The sequence below is a fragment of the Demequina sp. genome (assembly GCA_024707205.1).
Taxonomy (GTDB): domain Bacteria; phylum Actinomycetota; class Actinomycetes; order Actinomycetales; family Demequinaceae; genus Demequina.
Window position 1 is genome coordinate 55,587 of the sequence record JANQAD010000001.1, and the last position, 20,392, is coordinate 75,978.

The 20,392-nt window shown below is 67.5% G+C and carries 21 protein-coding genes and 2 pseudogenes; 6 read left to right on the top strand and 17 right to left on the bottom strand.

The window, feature by feature from the left end; genetic code table 11:
* Positions 1–70: 70 nt before the first annotated feature.
* A complete protein-coding gene (locus tag NVV57_00290) occupies positions 71–808 on the top strand; it encodes a hypothetical protein (GenBank protein MCR6711203.1) in 738 nt (245 codons plus the stop codon).
* A 37-nt stretch (positions 809–845) separates the two neighbouring features.
* Here the strand turns inward: NVV57_00290 and NVV57_00295 are convergent, their stop codons facing one another.
* The 4 genes and pseudogenes from NVV57_00295 to NVV57_00310 form a co-directional block, all read right to left on the bottom strand.
* Positions 846–1,280, bottom strand: a complete 435-nt coding sequence (locus tag NVV57_00295; protein MCR6711204.1) for a hypothetical protein — start codon at positions 1,278–1,280, stop codon at positions 846–848.
* A 210-nt stretch (positions 1,281–1,490) separates the two neighbouring features.
* Complete coding sequence (gene pheT, locus NVV57_00300) at positions 1,491–4,073, bottom strand: phenylalanine--tRNA ligase subunit beta (protein ID MCR6711205.1); 2,583 nt, start codon at positions 4,071–4,073, stop codon at positions 1,491–1,493.
* Between the two features lies 1 nt (position 4,074).
* Positions 4,075–5,165, bottom strand: a pseudogene (gene pheS, locus NVV57_00305) (phenylalanine--tRNA ligase subunit alpha).
* 154 nt (positions 5,166–5,319) lie between these two features.
* Entirely contained in the window at positions 5,320–5,775 is a 456-nt protein-coding gene (locus NVV57_00310; GenBank protein ID MCR6711206.1) for a hypothetical protein, read from the bottom strand.
* A 142-nt stretch (positions 5,776–5,917) separates the two neighbouring features.
* Between NVV57_00310 and NVV57_00315 the strand changes: the two genes are divergently transcribed.
* The gene (locus NVV57_00315) at positions 5,918–7,249 is read left to right on the top strand and encodes an HNH endonuclease (protein ID MCR6711207.1); all 1,332 of its coding nucleotides are present in this window, start codon (positions 5,918–5,920) and stop codon (positions 7,247–7,249) included.
* 75 nt (positions 7,250–7,324) lie between these two features.
* Here the strand turns inward: NVV57_00315 and NVV57_00320 are convergent, their stop codons facing one another.
* The 4 genes and pseudogenes from NVV57_00320 to infC all read right to left on the bottom strand — a co-directional run bounded on the left by NVV57_00320 (position 7,325) and on the right by infC (position 9,563).
* The gene (locus tag NVV57_00320; protein ID MCR6711208.1) at positions 7,325–8,155 is read right to left on the bottom strand and encodes an RNA methyltransferase; all 831 of its coding nucleotides are present in this window, start codon (positions 8,153–8,155) and stop codon (positions 7,325–7,327) included.
* A gap of 6 nt (positions 8,156–8,161) precedes the next feature.
* On the bottom strand, positions 8,162–8,545 hold the full coding sequence (gene rplT, locus NVV57_00325; protein ID MCR6711209.1) for a 50S ribosomal protein L20: 384 nt from the start codon (positions 8,543–8,545) through the stop codon (positions 8,162–8,164).
* 12 nt (positions 8,546–8,557) lie between these two features.
* Complete coding sequence (gene rpmI / locus NVV57_00330; protein ID MCR6711210.1) at positions 8,558–8,755, bottom strand: 50S ribosomal protein L35; 198 nt, start codon at positions 8,753–8,755, stop codon at positions 8,558–8,560.
* Positions 8,756–9,005: 250 nt separating this feature from the next.
* Positions 9,006–9,563, bottom strand: a pseudogene (infC, locus tag NVV57_00335) (translation initiation factor IF-3).
* Positions 9,564–9,775: 212 nt separating this feature from the next.
* Between infC and NVV57_00340 the strand changes: the two are divergent.
* The 4 genes from NVV57_00340 (at position 9,776) to NVV57_00355 (ending at position 12,723) form a co-directional block, all read left to right on the top strand.
* Positions 9,776–10,120 (top strand): DUF1844 domain-containing protein, encoded by a 345-nt coding sequence (locus tag NVV57_00340; protein MCR6711211.1) that lies wholly within the window; start codon positions 9,776–9,778, stop codon positions 10,118–10,120.
* Positions 10,121–10,746: 626 nt separating this feature from the next.
* A complete protein-coding gene (locus NVV57_00345; GenBank protein ID MCR6711212.1) occupies positions 10,747–11,481 on the top strand; it encodes a serine protease in 735 nt (244 codons plus the stop codon).
* Positions 11,478–12,005: a hypothetical protein gene (locus NVV57_00350; protein ID MCR6711213.1), complete on the top strand. Its 528-nt coding sequence runs from the start codon at positions 11,478–11,480 to the stop codon at positions 12,003–12,005. The genes NVV57_00345 and NVV57_00350 overlap by 4 nt, the downstream gene beginning before the upstream one ends.
* The gene (locus NVV57_00355; GenBank protein ID MCR6711214.1) at positions 11,998–12,723 is read left to right on the top strand and encodes a serine protease; all 726 of its coding nucleotides are present in this window, start codon (positions 11,998–12,000) and stop codon (positions 12,721–12,723) included. Before NVV57_00350 ends, NVV57_00355 begins: the two co-directional genes overlap by 8 nt.
* An 8-nt stretch (positions 12,724–12,731) precedes the next feature.
* Here NVV57_00355 and NVV57_00360 read toward each other — a convergent pair whose 3' ends face one another.
* The 9 genes from NVV57_00360 to NVV57_00400 form a co-directional block, all read right to left on the bottom strand.
* On the bottom strand, positions 12,732–13,463 hold the full coding sequence (locus NVV57_00360) for an SseB family protein (GenBank protein MCR6711215.1): 732 nt from the start codon (positions 13,461–13,463) through the stop codon (positions 12,732–12,734).
* Positions 13,464–13,531: 68 nt separating this feature from the next.
* Positions 13,532–14,242 carry a bifunctional 1-(5-phosphoribosyl)-5-((5-phosphoribosylamino)methylideneamino)imidazole-4-carboxamide isomerase/phosphoribosylanthranilate isomerase PriA gene (gene priA, locus NVV57_00365; protein MCR6711216.1) on the bottom strand — a complete coding sequence of 237 codons (711 nt, stop codon included), beginning with the start codon at positions 14,240–14,242 and terminating at the stop codon, positions 13,532–13,534.
* A 36-nt stretch (positions 14,243–14,278) separates the two neighbouring features.
* Positions 14,279–14,935 carry an imidazole glycerol phosphate synthase subunit HisH gene (hisH, locus tag NVV57_00370; GenBank protein MCR6711217.1) on the bottom strand — a complete coding sequence of 219 codons (657 nt, stop codon included), beginning with the start codon at positions 14,933–14,935 and terminating at the stop codon, positions 14,279–14,281.
* Positions 14,932–15,408 carry a hypothetical protein gene (locus tag NVV57_00375; protein ID MCR6711218.1) on the bottom strand — a complete coding sequence of 159 codons (477 nt, stop codon included), beginning with the start codon at positions 15,406–15,408 and terminating at the stop codon, positions 14,932–14,934. The genes hisH and NVV57_00375 overlap by 4 nt, the downstream gene beginning before the upstream one ends.
* A gap of 16 nt (positions 15,409–15,424) precedes the next feature.
* Positions 15,425–16,024: an imidazoleglycerol-phosphate dehydratase HisB gene (gene hisB, locus NVV57_00380; GenBank protein ID MCR6711219.1), complete on the bottom strand. Its 600-nt coding sequence runs from the start codon at positions 16,022–16,024 to the stop codon at positions 15,425–15,427.
* Positions 16,021–17,127 carry a histidinol-phosphate transaminase gene (locus tag NVV57_00385; protein ID MCR6711220.1) on the bottom strand — a complete coding sequence of 369 codons (1,107 nt, stop codon included), beginning with the start codon at positions 17,125–17,127 and terminating at the stop codon, positions 16,021–16,023. Before NVV57_00385 ends, hisB begins: the two co-directional genes overlap by 4 nt.
* A 53-nt stretch (positions 17,128–17,180) precedes the next feature.
* Complete coding sequence (locus NVV57_00390) at positions 17,181–17,717, bottom strand: endo alpha-1,4 polygalactosaminidase (protein ID MCR6711221.1); 537 nt, start codon at positions 17,715–17,717, stop codon at positions 17,181–17,183.
* Positions 17,718–18,705: 988 nt separating this feature from the next.
* Positions 18,706–20,007: a histidinol dehydrogenase gene (hisD, locus tag NVV57_00395; protein MCR6711222.1), complete on the bottom strand. Its 1,302-nt coding sequence runs from the start codon at positions 20,005–20,007 to the stop codon at positions 18,706–18,708.
* 10 nt (positions 20,008–20,017) lie between these two features.
* Positions 20,018–20,392, bottom strand: coding sequence for a DUF4260 domain-containing protein (locus tag NVV57_00400; protein MCR6711223.1), 375 nt, complete (start codon positions 20,390–20,392; stop codon positions 20,018–20,020).

Here is a 20,392-nt window from a genome sequence, read left to right on the forward strand (position 1 = left end):
AAGAACGACGGCGCTTGAGCGGTAGAGTCCGGAGAGAGCGGAGCGCAATACCCGGGAAAGGAGAGGTCTGATGGGACTTTGGGGCGCGTTCAAAGACTTCGCCGGCGAGAACCTGACACAGCAGTTGCGTCAGGGGCTGAATCCGGTGCTCCTCGAGTTCGTCGACGCAGCGCTCTTGCTGATAGACGAAGGAGAGTTGGACGCCGACAACGTGGAAGTCCTGTGCGACTTGAGCGGGTACAACTACGACCTGCTGATTGACGTCACGCGTATGCCGCCGGGGGCGATTTCGTTCGACACTCAGGTCGAACAGAGCCTGCGCCGCTACGCGAAGTCCGCCGCTGCGATCGCACTAACAGGCAGCGGAAGAACAACGCGTAAGCGCGAAAAGAGCGGTGCAGGCGCCACTTCGCATGGTCCGGATTTCAAGACCTGGGGCGACTTTGACGGTCTCGTTCGTGACTGGGCCGAGCAGGCTTCTACCGGCTCCGCATTTGTCCTGGAATTCGGGAAGCGGGGTGCCTACGTGCAATGCCGAAGAGAGGAGGGCCGCTTCCTCGTGGAAGCCTCGAACGATAAGTCGCACGGGGGATCCGCAACGTTGACAGTGCAGGAGTACAAGGGACTGCTCGCGCTGGGCTGGCGGCAGCCTCTAGCGGATGCTGACTACCCGAACCTCTGGTACTCGATCGACTTCGGCCGCCTCGGACCCGCAGAACGGAATTTCGACGAGCTGCGAATCGTGTTGAAGAAGACACTCATGGACGGTTTCGGGGTCCTAGACGCACGCAAGATCCGATCCAAGTAGCCGACCCGCGCGCCAAGTCGTGGCGAACGCGCGCGCCCTATGGCATCCACTCTTGGAAGTCGAGGGTCAGAGTTGGCGCGACCGAAAGTGGCGCGATCGACTGCTCAAATCGCGTACCGGAGCCCCACCAATCGTTGATGAACATGCGCACGCGTCCACCGTAGGTGAAGTGGTAGCCATCCGGGACACGCTCCTCAGAATTCTCTTCCGCGAAGACCACGCAAGCAAGAAGGCCCCAGACGAGCCGGTTGCTCAGCATCAAGGTGCCCTCAGCGACACGGAACGTCGTGCCCTCTGGGTTGGAACGAACGTCTTCGTTGAGGCCGAAACCCTCGTCAAACTCATCGCCATGCGCGACATTGCACCTGTAGAACTTGTAGACGGTGTATGCGAGGTCGCGGTTCCGGACCTTAGGGTCCAAGAGCGCGATGGGGAATTGCTGGACAAGTATGTCGACGCCAGGCAGCGCCATCGGCCCCAGAATCCCGGCGCTGTCACGTAGGAAGCAGCAATATCGCTCAGTTACTCCGAGGTCGGGATACCGCTTGGCTGCGGTACCGTCGACAGCGATGCACGCATTAGCAGCGCGTGCTCATCTTCTCCGCGATCGAACGCGTCGACGGCAAGCCGAACATAGTCGCCGACCCTCACAACGAGGAGCCGTCTGGTTGACGCCGGGCGCTCAGCGGAGCACCGCCCCAAATTCCTGCGCGGCCGCAGCGATGAGCGCCGTCCTCACCGCGAGCACGTCCTCGGCGGAAAGCGTTCGATCAGCTGCACGCATCACCACGTTCACAGCCACAGACTTGCGGCCCTCGCCCACCTGCGGCCCTTCGTAGACGTCGAACACGCGGACGTCCTCGACGAACTCGTGACCCGCGCGCAGCGCGGCGACCAGGTCACCAGCCGCCACGGACGAAGACACCACAAACGCGAAGTCCTCCTTCGCGAGCGGGTGACCGGCCACGGGCGTGGCCGCAGCAATCACACCAGCAGTCAGCGCCACCAAAGGGTTCAGCACCAGTTCGAACGCCACCGTCCGCGCCGGCAGACCCAGCGTCTCCAGCACCTTGGGGTGCAATTCCCCCGCCACGCCAATGAGGTCCTCGCCCACGTACAGCGACGCGCAGCGGCCAGGGTGGAACGGCGCCACGCGATCGGCGACCACGGAAAGCGAAACCCCCACAACGGAGGCCACACGCTCAACCGCGGCCACAGCGTCGGCCCATCCCCAGGGCACGGCGGGACCGGACCAATCAGCCGCCTCGCGCGCACCCGTCATGATGCCGGCGACGCGGCGCGGTTGCTCGCCGAGGGCATCGTCGAGCCGCTCCACCTCGTCGGGCGTGATCGCGACCCCATCAACGTGCGCCGGGATCTCGCCCATGCGGGAGGCGCGATAGACGCGTCCCACCTCGTAGATGGCCACATCCTGCGCACCACGCGAGAGGTTCACACGCACGGCATCAACCAAAGTCGCCATCAGAGACGTCCGCAGCAGCGGCAGGTCCGCAGACAGCGGATTGGCGAGCCGCACCACATCGCGTCGGATGTCGCCCTCGGGAATCTGCAGCTCGTCCAAGCGGGCAGCGGACATGAACGGGTACGTGAGCACCTCGGTCAGGCCCCATTCCGCGAGCGTGCGCGCCACCGTGGACCGCACGTGCTGGTCGTGCGTGTAGCCGCGCCCAGGCGGCGCCACCGGCAGCACCGACGGCACGTTCGCGTACCCGTGCAGCCGCCCCACCTCCTCCACCAGGTTGATGGGCGCCACCAGGTCCGGCCGCCACGTGGGCGGCGTCACGAGCAGGCTCTCGGTGCCGTTTCCAACACCACTGTCCCGATCCACGCTGCAGCCGACCTTTACCAGGGACGCAACCACCTCGTCGGGCGAATACTCCACGCCCACGATCTCGCCGGGGAAGCTCACGTCCATGGGGATCGCGGCCGGCGGCACGGTGTTGTCGATGTCCGTGTAGACGTCCTCGATCGTGCCGCCGCCGAACTCCTGCATCAGCGTGAGCGCGCGCTCGATCGCGATGGGCGCGAGGGCCGTGTCCACGCCCCGCTCATACCGCCGCGACGCCTCCGACCCCAGCTTGTGCCGCCGCGCCGTCCGCGCAATCGTCACCGGGTCCCAGTGCGCCGCCTCAAGCAGAATGTCGGTTGTCGTCTCCGAAACCTCGGTCTCGAGGCCGCCCATCACGCCGCCAAGCCCCACGGCCCGCGCGCCGCGCCCGCCCTCGGAGTCGCAGACCAGGATGTCCTCGAGGTCCAGGTATCGCTCCGCGCCATCGAGGGTCGTCAGCTTCTCCCCGCCCGACGCTCTACGCACCACCAGCGGCGCCGTCACCTTGGCAAGGTCGTAGGCGTGCAGGGGGTGGCCCAGCTCGAGCATCACGTAGTTGGTGACGTCGACTGCGAGGGAGACCGAGCGCATGCCGGACTGCTCGAGGCGGCGCTTGATCTCCTGCGGGGACGGTGCCGTGGGGTCGAAGCCGCGCAGGATGCGCGCCGCGAAGCGGTCGCAGCCCACGTTGCCGCGGATGGGGGCTTGGTCTTCCAGCGCGATCTCGAAGCCGCCTGTGGGAGTGCCGGTGAGCTCGATGGCCGCAGGGTCCCTGAACTCCTGGCCCGTGGCGTGGGAGTACTCACGGGCGACCCCGCGGATGGAGAAGGAGTAGCCGCGGTCGGGGGTGACGTTGATCTCGATCGTGGACTCGTCGAGGCCGAGGAGCTTGATCGCGTCTTGGCCTTCGGTGAGATCCGCAGCGTCGAAACCGAGCTCTGTGAGCACGATGATGCCCGCGTGATCCTCGCCCAAGCCGAGCTCTCGCGCAGAGCAGATCATGCCGTCGGACCAGTGGCCATAAGTCTTGCGCCCACTGATGGGGAACGGACCTGGCAGCGTCGCGCCTGGCAGAACCACCACTACCCAATCGCCCGCAACGAAGTTGTGGGCACCACAGACGATGCCGCGGCTCGTGGGGTACTCAACCTTGTCGTCGGGCGCGTGGCCGGGCCCTGCGGGATCGTTGAACTCGCCGACGTCAACGCGGCAGTAGTTGATGGTCTTGCCGTTTGACTGCGGCTCGGAGACGACGGACAGGACGCGGCCAACGACGAGTGGGCCAACGACGCCGCCGCCCTCGATGCCTTCCTCCTCGAGGCCGACGGAGGCGAGCGCCGTGGCGACGTCCTCGGGGGTCGAGCCGGGGACGAGGTCCACGGACTCGGCGAGCCATTTCAGCGGAATCTTGGGCATGTCAGACCTCCAGGCCAAACTGCTGGGAGAAGCGGACGTCGCCCTCGACCATGTCCCGCATGTCACGCACGCCGTGGCGGAACATGAGGGTGCGTTCGATGCCCATTCCGAACGCAAAGGCGGTGTACACCTCAGGATCGATTCCAGCTGCTTTCAATACGTTGGGGTGCGTCATGCCGCAGCCGCCCCACTCAATCCACCCGGTTCCCCGGCAGGTGCGGCAGTCGGGATCGCTTCCGCCGCAGACGAAGCAGCGCAGGTCCATCTCTGCGCTCGGCTCGGTGAAGGGGAAGAAGCTGGGGCGGAGGCGCGTCACGGCGTCGGGGCCGAACAGGCTGCGCGCGAAGGCGTCCAAGGTGCCCTTGAGGTGCGCCATCGTGAGGCCCTTGTCCACGGCCAGGCCCTCGATCTGGTGGAAGACGGGCGTGTGGGTGGCGTCGAGCTCATCGGTGCGGAAGGTCTTGCCCGGGCAGATGACGTAGATGCCGCGGCCCTCGTTGACCAGTGCCTCGCGGCGGGCCAGGGCGGCGCGCACCTGCACGGGGCTGGTGTGCGTGCGCAGCACCACGCCGGACTTGGGCGGGTCGATGAAGAACGTGTCCTGCATCTCGCGCGCGGGGTGGTCGGGGTCAAAGTTGAGGGCGTCGAAGTTGAACCACTCGGCCTCCATCTCGGGGCCGTCGGCGACCTCCCAGCCCATGGCCACGAAGGTGTCGCACATGCGCTCTTGGAGCGCCTCGAGGGGTGCCGGGCGCCGAGCTTGGCACGGCGCGTCACGGGAAGGGTGACGTCAACCGCCTCCTCGACGAGCACGCGCTCGTCGCGCTCGGCCTCGAGTTCGGCCTGACGGGCTGCCAACGCACGCCCGATCTCGGCGCGGGCGGCGCCCATGGTTTTGCCAGCGTCGGCCTTCTGTGCAGCGTCAAGCGAGCCGATCACGCGGTTTGCGAGCGTCAACGGCGCCTTGTCGCCCGTGTGGGCAAGGCGCGCATCCTTGAGCTGGTCAAGGGTGACGGCCGCGGCGAAGGCGGCCACAGCGTCGGACACCGCGGCGGCGATAGCGGCGCTGTCCAGGGGATTTAGGTCAGTCATGTGGGGGGCTCTCCGGCTGGGAATCGGTTGGATTCTATCGGCCGCCCGGGGGCCTTTTGGGGCCCGACGCTGGCGCGGCTCGTCCTGTCAGGCCAGCAGGTGCTCTGCTGGCCTAGATAAAGGGCGAAAGTGCCTTGCGCGTCACGGGGTAAGCCTAACCCCAGATGCCGATGTGGCCGGTCAGGAGCGTGAGGATGATCGCGCCGGCCGCGAAGTTGACGATGGGGACGGCGATGCGCATTGGGCGTGGAACCTGCAGGTTCTTGACCAGCGGAAGCCCCAAGAAGAACAGCAATAGGCCGAGTACCAGGCCGAACGGCACCCAGATCACCAGCAGAATCGGTGCGAACATGGTGATGCGCTCGAGCTTGCCGACGCCTTCGCCCATGTCGAAGAGGGTCTCATCCTCAAGTTTGAGGACTTGAAAACCTGGAATCAAGCCCTTGGCCTTAAGCCGTGCGGTGTTGCCGTTCCGCAGCGGGATCGCCCAACCGCCCCTGCCGCGCTTGATGACCTCGCCGCCCAGCCGGACTTTGTACAGAACGCCGTGCGGGTTCTCGAGCTCCACGGTCTGGCGGGCGCCGGGGATGTCCAGGGGCACTAGGTCCATGAGTGGCGAGGGTACCAGGGGCGCCTCGCCCCTCCGGACCCGATGGCTCAACCCGCGTCCCCCGCCCGGCTCACCGTGAGCGTTATCCACAGATTTGTCCTGGTATGTGGCCTCTGTCGGAGGCCGATGATTGGCTTGTCTCATGCGGATTTCGCTTGAGGTGCTTCGTTCTCAGGTCGCCGGTCTTGCCGGGCTTGAGGGCGTGGAACCGCGCGCGTTGACGGGTGACGAGGCGGTCGAGTGGATTCGCGCGAGCGGCGAGGCAATGCAGTCCCTGCAGGCGATCATGGCGGCGCTCAGCGCGCGCGTCACGGAACTGTCGTCCGGCGAGGACCGGACCAAGCGGTACGCGCGCGCCAAAGGGTTCTCCGACGTCGGCTCACTGGTGTCCGAGGTGGCGCAGGTCTCACGCGGTGCAGCCGGGCAACTCGTGACCCTCGGCGGCGCCATGTCCGACGCTGACGCCGGGTCCAGCGCTCCCCTCGTCGTGGGCGCGGCGCCGGTTGAGGATGGGCCCTTGCCGCTCTATGCGCACCTGTCTCAGCAGGTAGGAGCTCGCAACTTCTCCGCGGAGAAGGCCTCTCTTATCCGCGCGACGCTGGTGAAGATGGCGGGGGCCACCCCGGAGCTGGAGAGGTCCCTAGTGGATCGTGCAAAGACGCGCACCGTCCAACGGGTCAAGGCGATGTGCCGCGAGGAGTTTGAGCGGGTTGACCACGACGGCTACCTCCGGCACTTGCGGTCGCTGCGAGACAAGGCATACGTGAAGTTCTGGCAGACCGACGAGGGCATGATCGGCATCCACGGAGAGCTCGACCCCATACGCGGGATCGCCCTTCGCCAGTGGGTGGAAGACAAGACCCGCGACGCCATGCGCACCGAGCGCAGGATCCGCCCGTCCGAGCGGCGCGAACCCGGCGAACTTGCGGCCGACGCGCTCGCGGACCTCGCGGTACACCGGATGGGCTGCCAAGAGGGCCCCAAGTCGGCGCAAACCACGGTGGTTGTACACGCGGCAGCGGAGGATGTGACCAAGGGCAAAGGGCCGATGTTCTGCCACGGCTACGCCGGACCGCTGTGCCTGGAGATGCTGTCCCAGATCGCTTTCGGACTGGAAGTGGCGCCCGCCGTCACCGGCAAGGGCGGCTTGGCGCTGTTCCTGGGGAACTCGACCCGGTTCTTCACCCCTGCTCAGAAGCTTGCGATCGCGCTACGAGACCAGGGCTGTGCGCGCTGCGGCGCGCCCGTCGCACACTGCGACGTGCACCACATCAAGTTCTGGTCCCATGAAGGACCCACAGACATCGATAACGGCGTTCTGCTGTGCTCCGGCTGCCACCACCGCCTGCACGACTTCGGGTGGGAAATCGAAATCATCGCGGGAGAAGTGTGGTTCATCCCGCCCGTCTCCGTCGATCCACTGCGACAACGAATACCAGCCTGCGCCACCCGCTCCCCCGCACCCGTGGGATGAGCGGGGCGGAGCCTGCGCGGAGTTCGGCTTGTCAGGAGCCTGCGCGAAGCGTCGCTAGGCGGAGCGTGCGAGGTCTCAGGAACGGTGCGCCCACGCCGAGGCGTACAGGCACACCGCGGCGGCGGTGGCGAGGTTGAGACTCTCGGCCTTGCCCGAGATCGGGATGCGCACCGTGTGGTCCGCGGACTCGAGGTCCTCGGAGCTCAAACCGTGGGCCTCGTTCCCGAACACCCAGGCTATGGAGCCCGCGAGCACGGCGTGGTCGGGCCGGAGCTCGATCTCGCCCGTGCCGTCGGTGCCGAGCACAGTGAGTCCGGCCGCGCGCAGCGCGGCGACCGTCTCGGCGAGCGAGCCCCCGCGCACCACGGGAAGATGAAAGAGCGACCCGGCCGTGGCTCGGACCACCTTGGGGTTGAACACGTCGACGCTCTCGCCTGCCAGGACCACGGCCGCGGCCCCCGCAGCATCCGCAGCACGGATGACGGTGCCGGCGTTCCCGGGGTCACGCACGTCGGCGAGCACGGCAACGAGGCGGGGCGAGCCGGCCAAGGCCTCATCGAGTGACACCCCCGCCGTCTCCACCACAGCGAGAATGCCCTGGCAGTCTGCGCTCATCGCCCGCAGCACCTCATCGGTGCCGAAGTGCACGTACAGCCCCGCATCCGAGGCGGCGGTGACGATGGAGCGATACCGGGCGGCAGCGTCGGGCGTCACATAGAGGTCACGCACGCGCGGGGCGGCGAACAACACAGCCTCGCGGACCCCCTGCGGCCCCTCGACCAGGAACAGACCGGCCCGGGAACGCGCAGAACGCCCCGCAAGGGCGGCGACCCTCTTGACCCGCTCGGCCCGCGGATTCGCGAGCTGAGCCGAGTCCAGGTCGTCCCCTGCGGGGCGTTCTGGCATGTGCGATTACGCCGCGGCGGGCGCGTTGACGTCGGCCGGAAGGGCCTTCTTCGCCACCTCGACGAGCGAGGCAAAGGCGGCCTCGTCGTTCACGGCAAGCTCGGCGAGCATGCGGCGGTCCACCTCAACACCAGCGGCCTTGAGGCCCTGGATGAGACGGTTGTAGGTGAGGCCGTTCGCGCGGGACGCAGCGTTGATGCGCTGAATCCAGAGCTTGCGGAAGTCACCCTTGCGCTTACGACGGTCGCCGTACGCGTACACCATGGAGTGAGTGACCTGCTCCTTGGCCTTGCGGTAAAGGCGCGAACGCTGACCGCGGTAGCCGTGAGCCCGCTCAAGGGTGCTCCGGCGCTTCTTCTGGGCGTTGACCGCCCGCTTAACGCGTGCCATTACATATCTCCCTTACTTGCCCAGCAGCTTCTTGATCTTCTTGGAGTCAGCATCCGAGAGGATGTTGTCGACGGCCACGCGACGCTTGCGCGCGTTCGTCTTCTCCTGGAACTTGTGCACGTTCATCGCGGACGCGTGCTTCACCTTGCCCGTGCCAGTCAGCTTGAAGCGCTTCTTGGCACCGGAGTGCGTCTTGTTCTTGGGGCTCATTGGCTCCACCTTTCGCTTAGTCCCACCGGGGTGGGCACACTTTCTAGTTGGCCGACGTTGCGGCCGGCTTGGGCTTGGGCGCCGCCTTGGGCTTGGGGGCGGGCTTTGGCTTCTCAGCCACTGCCTCCTCAACCTCCTCGACCACGGCCTCAGCCGGAGCCTCGACGACTTCCTCAACCGCAGCGTCGGGCTCCACAACCGCCTCAGCGGCCTTGGGCACCCGACGTGCCTCGCGCTCGGCGTCCGCGGCGGCCTTCTGGGCCTCGCGAGCCTTGCGCTGCTCCTCCTTGGCTTCCGCCTTCTTCTTCAGCGGGCCAAGCACGAGCGACATGTTGCGACCCTCCTGGTTCGGCGCGTTCTCCACCACGGCGTATTCCGCGACCTCGTCCGCAAGCTTCATGAGGAGCCGGCGACCCATCTCGGGCCGGGACTGCTCACGTCCGCGGAACATGATCGTGACCTTGACCTTGTCGCCGCCCTTGAGGAAGCGGACAACGTGACCCTTCTTGGTCTCGTAGTCGTGCTCATCGATCTTGAGACGGAACCGCATCTCCTTGATCTCGGTGTTCGCCTGGTTGCGACGCGCCTCACGCGCCTTGACTGCGGCTTCGTACTTGAACTTGCCGTAGTCCATGAGCTTGGCTACCGGCGGACGCGCGTCGGGCGCGACCTCGACGAGGTCGAGATCCGATTCCTGCGCGAGCCGGAGAGCGTCCTCAATGCGGACGATGCCAACCTGCTCCCCTGCGGGGCCGACGAGTCGGACCTCGGGGACCCGGATGCGCTCGTTGATGCGAGGCTCGTTGATGGTTGCTCCTTCTGCTCGGGTACTCACCGCAGGGCAAAAAAAGAGCCCCTGCACGCGCAGAGGCCACCATCGAATTCAACGCCGGGCGCCTAAATTCAAGCGCGCCAGCGCCGAAACCGAGACCCTGGCCCATGTGCTGGCCCGAGGGTGGGAGGTGAACTCCACTTGCGCGTCGCGAAAGCCGCGACCGGTCGATGAACCAGAATAGCACCATGAGCCCAGAAACTGAAGGCGTGGACTCCCTCACACGCGACCTCGCCGACGTATCCGCCGTGGAACTTATCACCACCGTAAGCGTTCATCTACTGAGCGCGGCCGCGTTGCGGTGTGGGCTCGCCGAGGACGGCGAGGAGTTTAAAGACCTCGACGAGGCACGCGCGATCATCAACGCCCTTGCAGGGCTCGTGACCGCGGCGGCGCCCGATCTTGGCGACATGCACGCGCGCTCGCTGCGCGACGGCCTGCGGAGCGTGCAGTTGGCATTCAGGGAGGCGTCGGTTGTCCCCGACGCCCCGGGCGACGGTCCGGGTGAGAAGTACACGGGAGCGGTGAGTTAGGTATGGCACGTAGGGGGAAGTCTCAGGCTGGCACGCCTTTGCCTGCCGGCTCGCTTTCCCCTGCCGACGGGCCGGAGCCCCAGACCATCACCATCCCGGTGCTGCTGCCACTCAACCAGCACGCGCGCATGTGGATGGCCCTTTCTGGCGTGCTCGCGATCATGCTCATCGCCGCGATCGTCATCGCTGGCTACCTGTGGAACGTCAACGGCAAGTGGCAGGCCCAGGTCGAGAGTCTCACCGCAACGGGGTACTCGCTCGGCGATCGGATCGCCCAGCATCAGCAGGAGATCAAGCAACTTGAGTCCGCGAACGACCTCCTGAGCGACCAGCTCGGCTCGGCGAAGGACAAGGTGTTGGCGCTGTCCAACGAGAAGGCGCAGTGGAGCGACCAGACGGCGTTCGCTCAGCAGCAAGTGGACCTGCTGAGCGATCAGGTCACGGCCGCGCAGAGCGTCATCAGCCAGCTCGGCCGCTGCGTCGAGGGCGAGCAGCAGCTGGTGGTCTACATCGGCGCCGTCGATCAGTACACGCCGCAGCAGATCGAGCAGTATCGGGCCAGCGTGGACAGCCTCTGCCAGGCCGCCACCGTCGCGACGACGAACTTCCAGAAGTCCCCTCACCGAATGACACGCGCACGCGCCATCGGCCTCGCCTGCATCGCTTCCGTCGCGCTCGCCGGCTGCGGGATCCTGCCCGCCGCACCCAGCGCCGAGCCAACCGACTGGGTGCCGTCGATCTCCGCCTCGCCCGGCGCCATGACGGGCGCCCTGTCCCCCGACGGCTTCACCGCGGCGCAGCGCATGGCCGTGCGCGTGCGCAACATCGGCTGCGGCTTCCTGGCGACGGGATCCGGCTTCGCGCTCGACGAGCACACCCTGGTGACCAATCGCCACGTGGTGGAGAACGCCAAGACCATCGAAGTCTCTACGTACGACGGCCGCGTGGTGCAGGCCACGGCGGCGTCCACGACCACCGTCGCCGACATCGCGATCGTCACCACCAAGGAGTCGCTTGGGAAGACGTACGCCGACCGTGCGATCGCCGATCCCGTTGAGGGCGATGTCGTCACCGTCGTGGGCTACCCGAACGGCGGACAGCTCACGACCACGTCCGGGGTGGTGCTTGGCATGACGTCGGACCCCCTGGAGGTCGCCGCCGGCCAGGTGCTCGCATCCACTGCGCAGATCGAGCCGGGCTCGTCCGGCTCCGCCGTGTTCAACGCGTCGGGCCAGGTGGTGGGCGTTATCTACGCAAAGAACAAGTCCGAGCAGAGCTTCATCGTGCCGATCTCCACCCTCAACGCCCTGCTCAAGGAGCCATCGCTGCTTGTGCCGGATACGGAGGGCTGCACCACGTGACCCAGGACCTGCCGCCTCTTACCCCGGAGCCGCAGCCGGTGGAACCCAAGCCAGCCACCCCGTCGGGCAGAAAGGGCCTGGTAATCGCCCTAATCGTGGCACTGGTTGCCGTGGTGGGGCTCGGCGCTCTCAGCGCGTATCTGTGGTCCGTGCACTCGCAGTACGTGGCGCAGAACGAGCAGTTGCGGGACACGGCTCAGGAGTTAGGCGGCGACGTCGCTGACGCGCGAGCGCAGGCCGAGCAGCTGCAGGCAGACGTGGATGAGACGCTCGCGCAGCTGCAGGAGGCCAAGGACACGATCAACGGCCTCGCGAACTCCGAGGCGCAGGCGGGCGACGACCGCCAGGCACTCATCGACGTGGTGGACAGCCTTCAGGAGTGCGCGGACCTGCGTCAGGACCTCATCGACCATCTGCACGAGTCCTATAAGTGGACCGCCTCGAGCCTCGCGGAGCGCGAGGACTCGATCACCTCGTACTGCAAGAAGGTGACCAAGGCGTACAACGAGATCATCGATGACTAGGCGCGCGCTCGGCGCCCTCGCGATCACACTCGCACTCGCCGGCTGCTCCGCACTGCCGCAGGGCCCGGAGCCCCTGCCATCGACGTTCATCCCCCAGGTGACCGCGAGCGCGAGCGCCAGCCCGGGCCTCGTTGGCGGCTTCACCGCGCTAGAGCGGGATGCCCTGCGCGTCCGCGTGCGCACATGCGACGCCTACGCCACCGGATCCGCGTTCGCGATCGACGACACGCACGCCATCACCAACCGTCACGTCGCCGAGGGCGGCACGGACATCACCGTCACGGGCTACGACGGCGCGAGCTACCGCGTCACCTCATCGGTGCTCTCGCGAGACTCGGACTTGGCGCTGCTCACCATCAAGGGCACGTTCCCCAATCTGGTGAGCCTGGCCGACGCTGAGCCCACCGCGGGCGACCAGCTCGCCATCGCGGGTTATCCCCGGGGCGAGGCGCTCGCCGTGCGCACGGGCCCGTACCTGGGCGACGTTCCCGACACCGTGGGAACGGCACCTGATCCGGTCTACGAGATCGGCGCAGAGACTCACCCCGGAAGCTCGGGGTCTCAGGTGGTCAACGACGCGGGCGACGTGGTTGGGGTGGTCTACGCGTCGGACGACATCCACACGACCTTCGCCGTGAGCCTGCCGACCCTCAAGCGCTTCCTCGACAACCTCGACGACGCCAAGCGCAACTCGGCCAAGTGCGAGTCGCAGGGCTGATCGCCCCGCTAGTACTGGTTGGCCTCTGACAGGCGCAGTTCCACGCTGTCGAGGCGCTGCGCCACAATCTCGTTGTAGGCGAGCTCGCGCTGCACGCGGCCCACGATCGCGTCGAGTTCCGTCTTGCTCAGCCCCGGCACGAGCCGCAGCACGATCGCCACTTCCGCTCCTCTACCAGGGGTGACATCCACGTGTTTGAGGAGATGGTCCAGGGTCACGGCTTGCTCCACGGCGTCGCGAACCTCATCGTCCACGCGGCCCTCGACCACCGCCGGCCGCCAATGAGCTCCCTGGCCGAGCGCCCACACCGCCGGCCGCGGGATCAGCACCGTCTCCATGCCCGGGTTGATGACCATCGAGCTCCACTCCTCGCTCACGGCCGCGAGTGCGGCGCGCGGCCCTTCCGCGGGAATGGGGCGAGCCTCTGGATTCCAGAGCTTCATGGCGTCAACGTCGGTGAATACGGGGAGAGCCGCGCGGCCGTCGGGCATCTGCACGGCGACCACCCCCGTGGAGGCGACAGCGTCCTGCTCAAGCCCGTGCGCGCCCACGTGACGCTCCTCGCCGTGCGCGAAGACAGGGATGAGCACGCGCGCGTACGCGAGCGCGTCCACGACGTCGGTGAGGGGGCCCTTGCCGCGCGAATAGCGGATGAGCGCCTGGGCGAGCTTGGCGTCGGCGGAGCCGTCGTCGTCCGCGAAGATCGACTCCGGGATCTCCTTCAGCTCGTCGTCACCCATGGGCTCAAGACTACGGCGGGCCGCCCACAGGGGCGCCCAAAGTGTGGCGAACTCCCTATGCGGGAAGGCTAGCCAGCGATATGGAGCGCCTGGGGCAGCGTGAAGTTCCCGTTGTAGAGGGCCTTGCCCACGATGGCGCCCTCGATTCCGTTCGCGGTGAGCGTGCGGAGGGCGGCGATGTCGTCGAGCGAACTGATTCCGCCCGACGCCACAACGGGGGCGTCTGTTGCGCCGGCGACGTCTGTGAGGAGTTGGAGATTGGGACCGGAGAGCATGCCGTCCTTGTTGACGTCCGTGACCACGTAGCGAGCGCAGCCCTCGCGGTCGAGGCGTGCGAGCACCTCCCACAGGTCGCCGCCCTCCTTGGTCCAGCCGCGTGCCGCCAGCGTGGTGCCGCGCACGTCGAGTCCCACAGCGACGCGGTCGCCGTACTGGGCGATTGCGCGCGCCGTCCAGGCGGGGTTCTCCAGGGCGGCCGTGCCGAGGTTCACGCGCGTGCAGCCGGTGGCCATTGCGCGTGTCAGCGATTCGTCGTCGCGGATGCCGCCGCTGAGCTCTACCTTGACGCGGTCCTTGACCTGGTCAATGACGTCATTGAGCAGGTCCGCGTTGGACCCGCGGCCGAACGCGGCGTCGAGGTCCACGAGGTGGATCCACTCCGCTCCCCCGCTGACCCAGTCGAGGGCAGCGCTCAGGGGGTCGCCGTAGCTCGTCTCTGAGCCGGCCTCGCCCTGGGTGAGGCGGACGGCCTGGCCGTCGGCAACGTCGACGGCGGGCAGGAGTTCGAGGCGGGGGTCTCATTCACGGGGACAACCCTAGAGGCTCGCGACCCAGTTCTTGAGCAGCTGCAGCCCGGCCTCTCCCGACTTCTCCGGGTGGAACTGCGTGGCGCTCAAGGGGCCGTTCTCCACGGCGGCGACGAAGGCGTCGGACCTGTCGGCGGTTCCGGCGCGCGACCACGTGACGAGCGGCGCGGCGAAGCGGCCCGTGTCCTCGGTGGTGCCGAGCGGGAACTCGCGCGCGCCGTAGGAGTGGACAAAGTAGAAGCGCTCGTCCTCCACACCCTTGAAGAGCGTGGTGCCTGGTGCGGCCTCGACCGGCGCCCAGCCCATGTTCGGGACAACGGGCGCCTGGAGCAGCTCTACGGTGCCGGGCCACTGGTGGAGTCCCTCGGATTCGATGCCGTGCTCCACGCCGCGCTCGAACATCACCTGCATGCCTACGCAGATGCCGAGCACGGGGCGGCCTCCCGCGAGGCGTCGGCCCACAATCTGGTCACCACGTGCGGCCTTGAGGCCCTCCATGACGGCCGCGAAGGCCCCAACACCAGGCACGACGAGGCCGTCGGCGTTCTCCGCCGTGGCGCGGTCGCTCGTCAGGGTCACGTTCGCGCCCACGTGCTCCAGGGCGCGAGTCGCGGAGCGGACGTTGCCGAAGCCGTAGTCGAAGACGCAGACGGTGGGGGTGGTCACTTCTCCTCCTTGAGCTGCTGCTTCGCCTGCTTGGCGAACTTGCGGAGCTCGCGGAAGGCCGCGACGCGGCTCATGCGCGCGTCGAACACCTTCTCCGGGTGCACCGCAGCGAGGTCGTCCATGGTCTGCGCGCCGCTCATCAGGGACACGACCGCGCCAGGAGCGGCATCGAGCGCGAAACCAGGCGCGAGCTTCTCGCGCGCCTCCCCGTTCTCCCACCGCGTCACCGTGATCTGTCCGCTTCGGCGTTCCATCGCGAGGATGGGCTGGCCGGCGGTGAATCCGGAGATCACCTGGCCAGCCTTTTCCGTGGCGCCATCGCTCGTGTCATCGAGCACCGCAAAGGCGCCGGCAGCCGTCTCGAGCACGCGGCCCTTGAGCCCGTTCACCGCGCAGACCGACGCCAACACGGCGCCGTTGGGAATGGGGGTGAAGAGGGCGACCGTGTCGGACTCGGCCGGATCAAAGCCCACTACTGTGCCCTACCCACTACAGCGCGCCCTTGGTGGACGGGACGCCCGTGACCCGAGCGTCGGGCTCTACGGCGAAGCGAAGCGCCCGAGCGAGAGCCTTGAACTGCGCCTCCACGATGTGGTGAGGATCGCGTCCAGCCAGCACCCGCATGTGGACGCAGATCCCCGCGTGGTGCGCGATCGACTCGAGCGCGTGGCCCGTGAGCGAGCCCGCGAAGTTGCCGCCGATGAGGTGCGTGGCCTGGCCAACCGGCTCGCCGGTGTGCACAAAGTAGGGACGCCCGGACACGTCGACGACGCACTGCGCGAGCGCCTCGTCGAGGGGTACCAAGGCGTCCCCAAAGCGGGAAATACCAGCCTTGTCGCCGAGCGCCTCGCGGATCGCCTCGCCGATGCAGATCGCGACGTCCTCCACCGTGTGGTGCGAATCGATCTCCACGTCACCGGAAGCCTGCACCGTGAGGTTCATGAGCGAGTGCTTGCCGAGCGCCGTGAGCATGTGGTCGTAGAACGGCACGCCAGTGTCGATCGACGTCTCGCCCGAGCCGTCCAGATCCAGCTCCACGAGCACCCGCGACTCGCTCGTCTCCCGCTCCACGCGGCCAGTGCGGCTCATTGAGTGACCTCCGTGCTCGTGACTTCCAACAGTGCGCTGCGGAACAGCGCCATCTCCTGCGGCGTGCCGATCGACACCCGCAACCATCCTTCCGGACCCGTGACGCGAATCAGGACGCCGCGCGCGAGGAGCGCCTCAAAGACCGCGGTTCGGTTGTCGAACGGCCCAAAGAGCGCGAAGTTCGCGTCGGTGTCGGCGACCGTGTACCCCTGCTCGCGCAGCCAGCCGACGGTGTCGTCCCGTTCCGCTCGGATCTCGGCTACCTGCGCCTGCAGTTCGGCGTGGTGGGCAAGGGCGGCGCGGGCCGTCGCCTGCGTCACGGCGCTCAGGTGGTATGGGAGGCGCACCACGCGGAGCGCGTCGACGATCGCGGTACTCGCCGCGAGATAGCCCAAACGGCCGCCTGCCAGGGCGAACGCCTTGGACATGGTGCGGCTGACGGCGAGGTTGGGGAGTTCTTCGAGCAGGGCGACAGCGCTCGGCACTCCCCTGCGTCGGAACTCGGCGTATGCCTCGTCGATGACGAGCACCGAGCCTCCGGGCACCTCGAGCGTTGCCTCGTGAAGGGCGATCGTCGCGTCGAGCGGCAGCGCCGTGCCCGTGGGGTTGTTCGGGCTCGCGAGGATGGTCATCGCCGGCCGAATCTCGCGAATGGCGGCGGCCGCGGCATCCACGTCGACGCTGAAGTCTTCACGCCGCGGCAGGGTCACGAAGTCGGTGATGGTGTCGCGTGCGTACTCCGGGTACATGCTGTACGTGGGCGCGAAGCTGAGCACCCGTCGGCCGGGCCCGCCGAACGCCTGGTGCAGGTGCAGCATGACCTCGTTGGAGCCGTTCGCGGCCCAGATCTGGTCCACGGTGAGCTGGGCGCCCGACTCCGCCTGCAGGTAGTGCGCGAGGTCCGCGCGCAGCGCGGTGAAATCGCGGTCCGGGTAGCGGTTGAGGCCCTCCGCGGCCTTGTGCACCGCGGCCGCGATCGCGTCCACCACTCCCGCGGGCGGCGGGTACGGGTTCTCGTTGACGTTGAGGCGCGCCGCAACGTCGAGCTGGGGTGCGCCGTACGGCTCGAGCCCAACGAGTTCGTCGCGGAGCGGGAGGGTCATGGGCGCGAGTCTATCGGCGCTCGGCCCCCACATGAACGGGGCCGCGACGTCCGTCAGGAACACGCGCCGTAGACGTATCCCTTCTGGCCCTTGGCCACGAGATCGCGGTCGCGGAAGACGGTCGAGGCCGGGCGCTGGGAGCTCGCGCACACCTGGTCGAGGCTGAGCGAGTTGTCGCTGTACTCGACGTCGAAGACCTTGCTCCCATAGACCTTGGTGTAGTCCGCGCACTCGCCGTACTCCACGCACTCCTCGGAGATCGCGAAGTCGAAACCCGCCTCCGTGCGCAGGCGCTGGCTCAGCTCGCCGGTGTTTTTCTGCGCGGCCAGCAGCCCGCGCGAGTGGGCGTGGTCCACGAGCAGCTTCGCCATCGCGATGTTGTTGTCGGCCGTCAGCAGCTTGCCGGATCGGGTGTAGGAGTCGAGGTTGTCGAACTCAACGGCGTTGAACCCCTTGCTCGCGCACGTGTCCACGACCCTGTTGAGCACGGTGGCGATCCCGGATCGCTTTGCGGACGTTGACGTGTCCAGCAGGTACTCGCCCTCCCAGCCTTCGTCCTCCACCGCCTGTCCCGACGAGTTGTGCAGCACGAGCGTGGACGACCAACTCGCCCCCCGGTTGCGTCTGGAAGCCGTTGATGTAGCAGACGTTCCACAGCCCGGCCGCGGGAGAGTCGGAGTTGTCTCGCGTCACGATCCCCACCCCTGCGGGAGGCGCGTACGCGCCGCCGAGCTGGTAGTCGACCTTCGCCCCGGCGGGGAACGTTCCCGCGGCAGGTGGCACCACGGCGGCGGGCGCGGCAGCGACGGTCGCGGTCGCGGCGGACGTCTTGGACGTCGTCAGATACCCGCTCTTGCGGCCGGTGATCTTCACCGTGATCTTCTTGCCCTGGTCGGAAGACGTCAGGGTGCGCGTCGATGAGGTGGCGCCGGAGATTGCCACGCCGTTGCGGTACCACTGGTACGAGAATGTGGGCGTGGGCGACCATGCGGCCGTCTTGGCCGTCAGCTTGCTGCCGACCCTCGCGGTGCCCGAGATCGCGGCCGAGTGCGACGTGAACCGCTTGACCACGGTGGCGGTGGCCGCCGACGTCTTGGTGAGCGTCGTATAGCCGCCGCGCTTGCTCGTCACCGACACAGTGAGCTTCTTGCCCAGGTCTGCCGTGGCCACCTTGTATGTGGACTTGGTGGCACCGGAGATCGCCGCGCCGTTCCGCTTCCACTTATACGAGAGGGTACTGCCGCTCGGCTTGCCCGTGATCGTGAGCGTGAGGCCCACGGCGGCGGAGCCGGAGATCTTGGGAGTGAAGCTCTTCTGTGTCGCAGTCGTCAGCGCCCCGGTCGCCGCGTAGGGCGCGGCGCCGATGCTGGCCGGTGCTGCCTCGGCCCCCGCAAACACCAGTGCGGCGGTGACGAGCACCACCAGGGCATTGCGGCTGAGAGTCTTGGCTCGCGGCATCGTGATCTCCAAACGTAGCTATCGGTGTGCAACCCGATGCTCCGTCAGAAATTACGTGTCAAGGAACCACGCTAGCCAGCAATAAGCGGCAAATGTGAAAAATACGACAGACTACAACCGTTATCGGTCCAGGCGCGCGCTGATCGCCTCTCCGTGCGCGGGGAGGTCCTCGGCGTTCGCGAGCGCGATGACTTTGTCCGCCACCGCCGCGAGCGCAGCCTCGTCATACTCGATCAATGACACAGCCTTGAGAAAGGCCGTCACGCCCAGCCCTGAAGCGAAGCGCGCCGTGCCACCCGTCGGGAGCACGTGATTGGATCCCGCCAGGTAATCGCCGAGTGGTACCGGACTGAACTCGCCGATGAAGATGGCACCGGCCGATGTGATGCGGCGAGCCACAGCCCCCGCGTCCTCGGTGTGAATCTCGAGGTGCTCCGCCCCATACGCATTGGCCACAATCACCGACTGGTCAATGCCGCCCGTGAGGATGACCGCGCTCTGGCGACCGGTGAGGGCCTCCTTGGCGCGCGCAAGGTGTCGCGTCGCGTCCGTGCGCCGCACGAGGGCGGCCTCCACGGCGTCGGCCAGCTCCTCGCTGTCGGTGATGAGGATCGAACCCGCCATCGGGTCGTGCTCCGCCTGGCTGAGGAGGTCGGCGGCGACGAGCTCCGCGCGCGCCGTGCGGTCCGCGATCACCGCAATCTCGGTGGGCCCCGCCTCCGCGTCGATGCCGACCGTGCCGTTGACGGCTCGCTTCGCCGCCGCGACGTAGACGTTGCCAGGGCCGGTGATGACGTCCACCGGGTCGATGCCGTCGCTCCCATACGCGAGCAGCCCGATCGCCTGCGCTCCCCCGGCCGCGTAGACCTCGGTGACGCCGAGCAGCGCGCACGCCGCGAGAATCGTCGGGTGCACCTGTCCCCCGTAGGCACGCTGGGGCGGGCTCGTGACCGCGATGGAGCGCACGCCCGCCGCCTGCGCCGCGACCACGTTCATGACCACGGAGCTGGGATAGACCGCCAAACCGCCTGGTACATACAGGCCAACGCGCTCAACCGGCACCCAGCGCTGGCTCACCACGGCGCCCGACGCCACCTCCACTCGCGTATCCGGCGGCACCGTGGCCTCGTGGAAGGTACGCACTCGAGAAATGGCCTCTTGGAGGGCGTCGGCGACCGTGGGATCCAAGCCGGCGACAGCGTCGGACAGTGCCTGGGGCGCCACGCGCAGACTCGGCGGCCGCACCCCGTCCAGCCGCTCCCCGTGCTCAAGCACGGCGTCGGCGCCGCGGGCGCGCACGTCTTCGAGGATGGGCGTGACCACGGCGAGGGCGTCCGCCACGTCCACCTCGGCGCGCGGCATCGCGTCGCGCAGCTCCTTTGGCGACAGCTCGCGGCCGCGAAGATCAATCCTGCTCAGCACGCGGAACAGCCTACTGGGGCGAGGCTTCGCGCTTGCCGATCCAGCCGAGGTGCGTGTGTTGGAAGTGGTCGGGATGCTTAAGGCCGTAGCCGAGCGCGCGGTCCGCCGCTACGTGGAATGCCCACGAGAGCGCAACCACGCCCACCCAGGGCGTGGCCGTGGCGGCCGCGATGACGCCGACGATCGCGGCTCCCGCGTAGTTGTGGACCAGGTTGTAGCCCCACGCGCCAACACGAGGGTTGAAGAGATACCCCAGGGCAGAGAGGTCGAACGCAAGGAACAGCGCAAACGGCAGCCAGAACGGGAAGTCGAGGAGCAGCACGCCAACAAAGGCCGCGGCCGCGATCACGGTGCCCTCGACCCGTTGCCATATGACGGGAGTCAT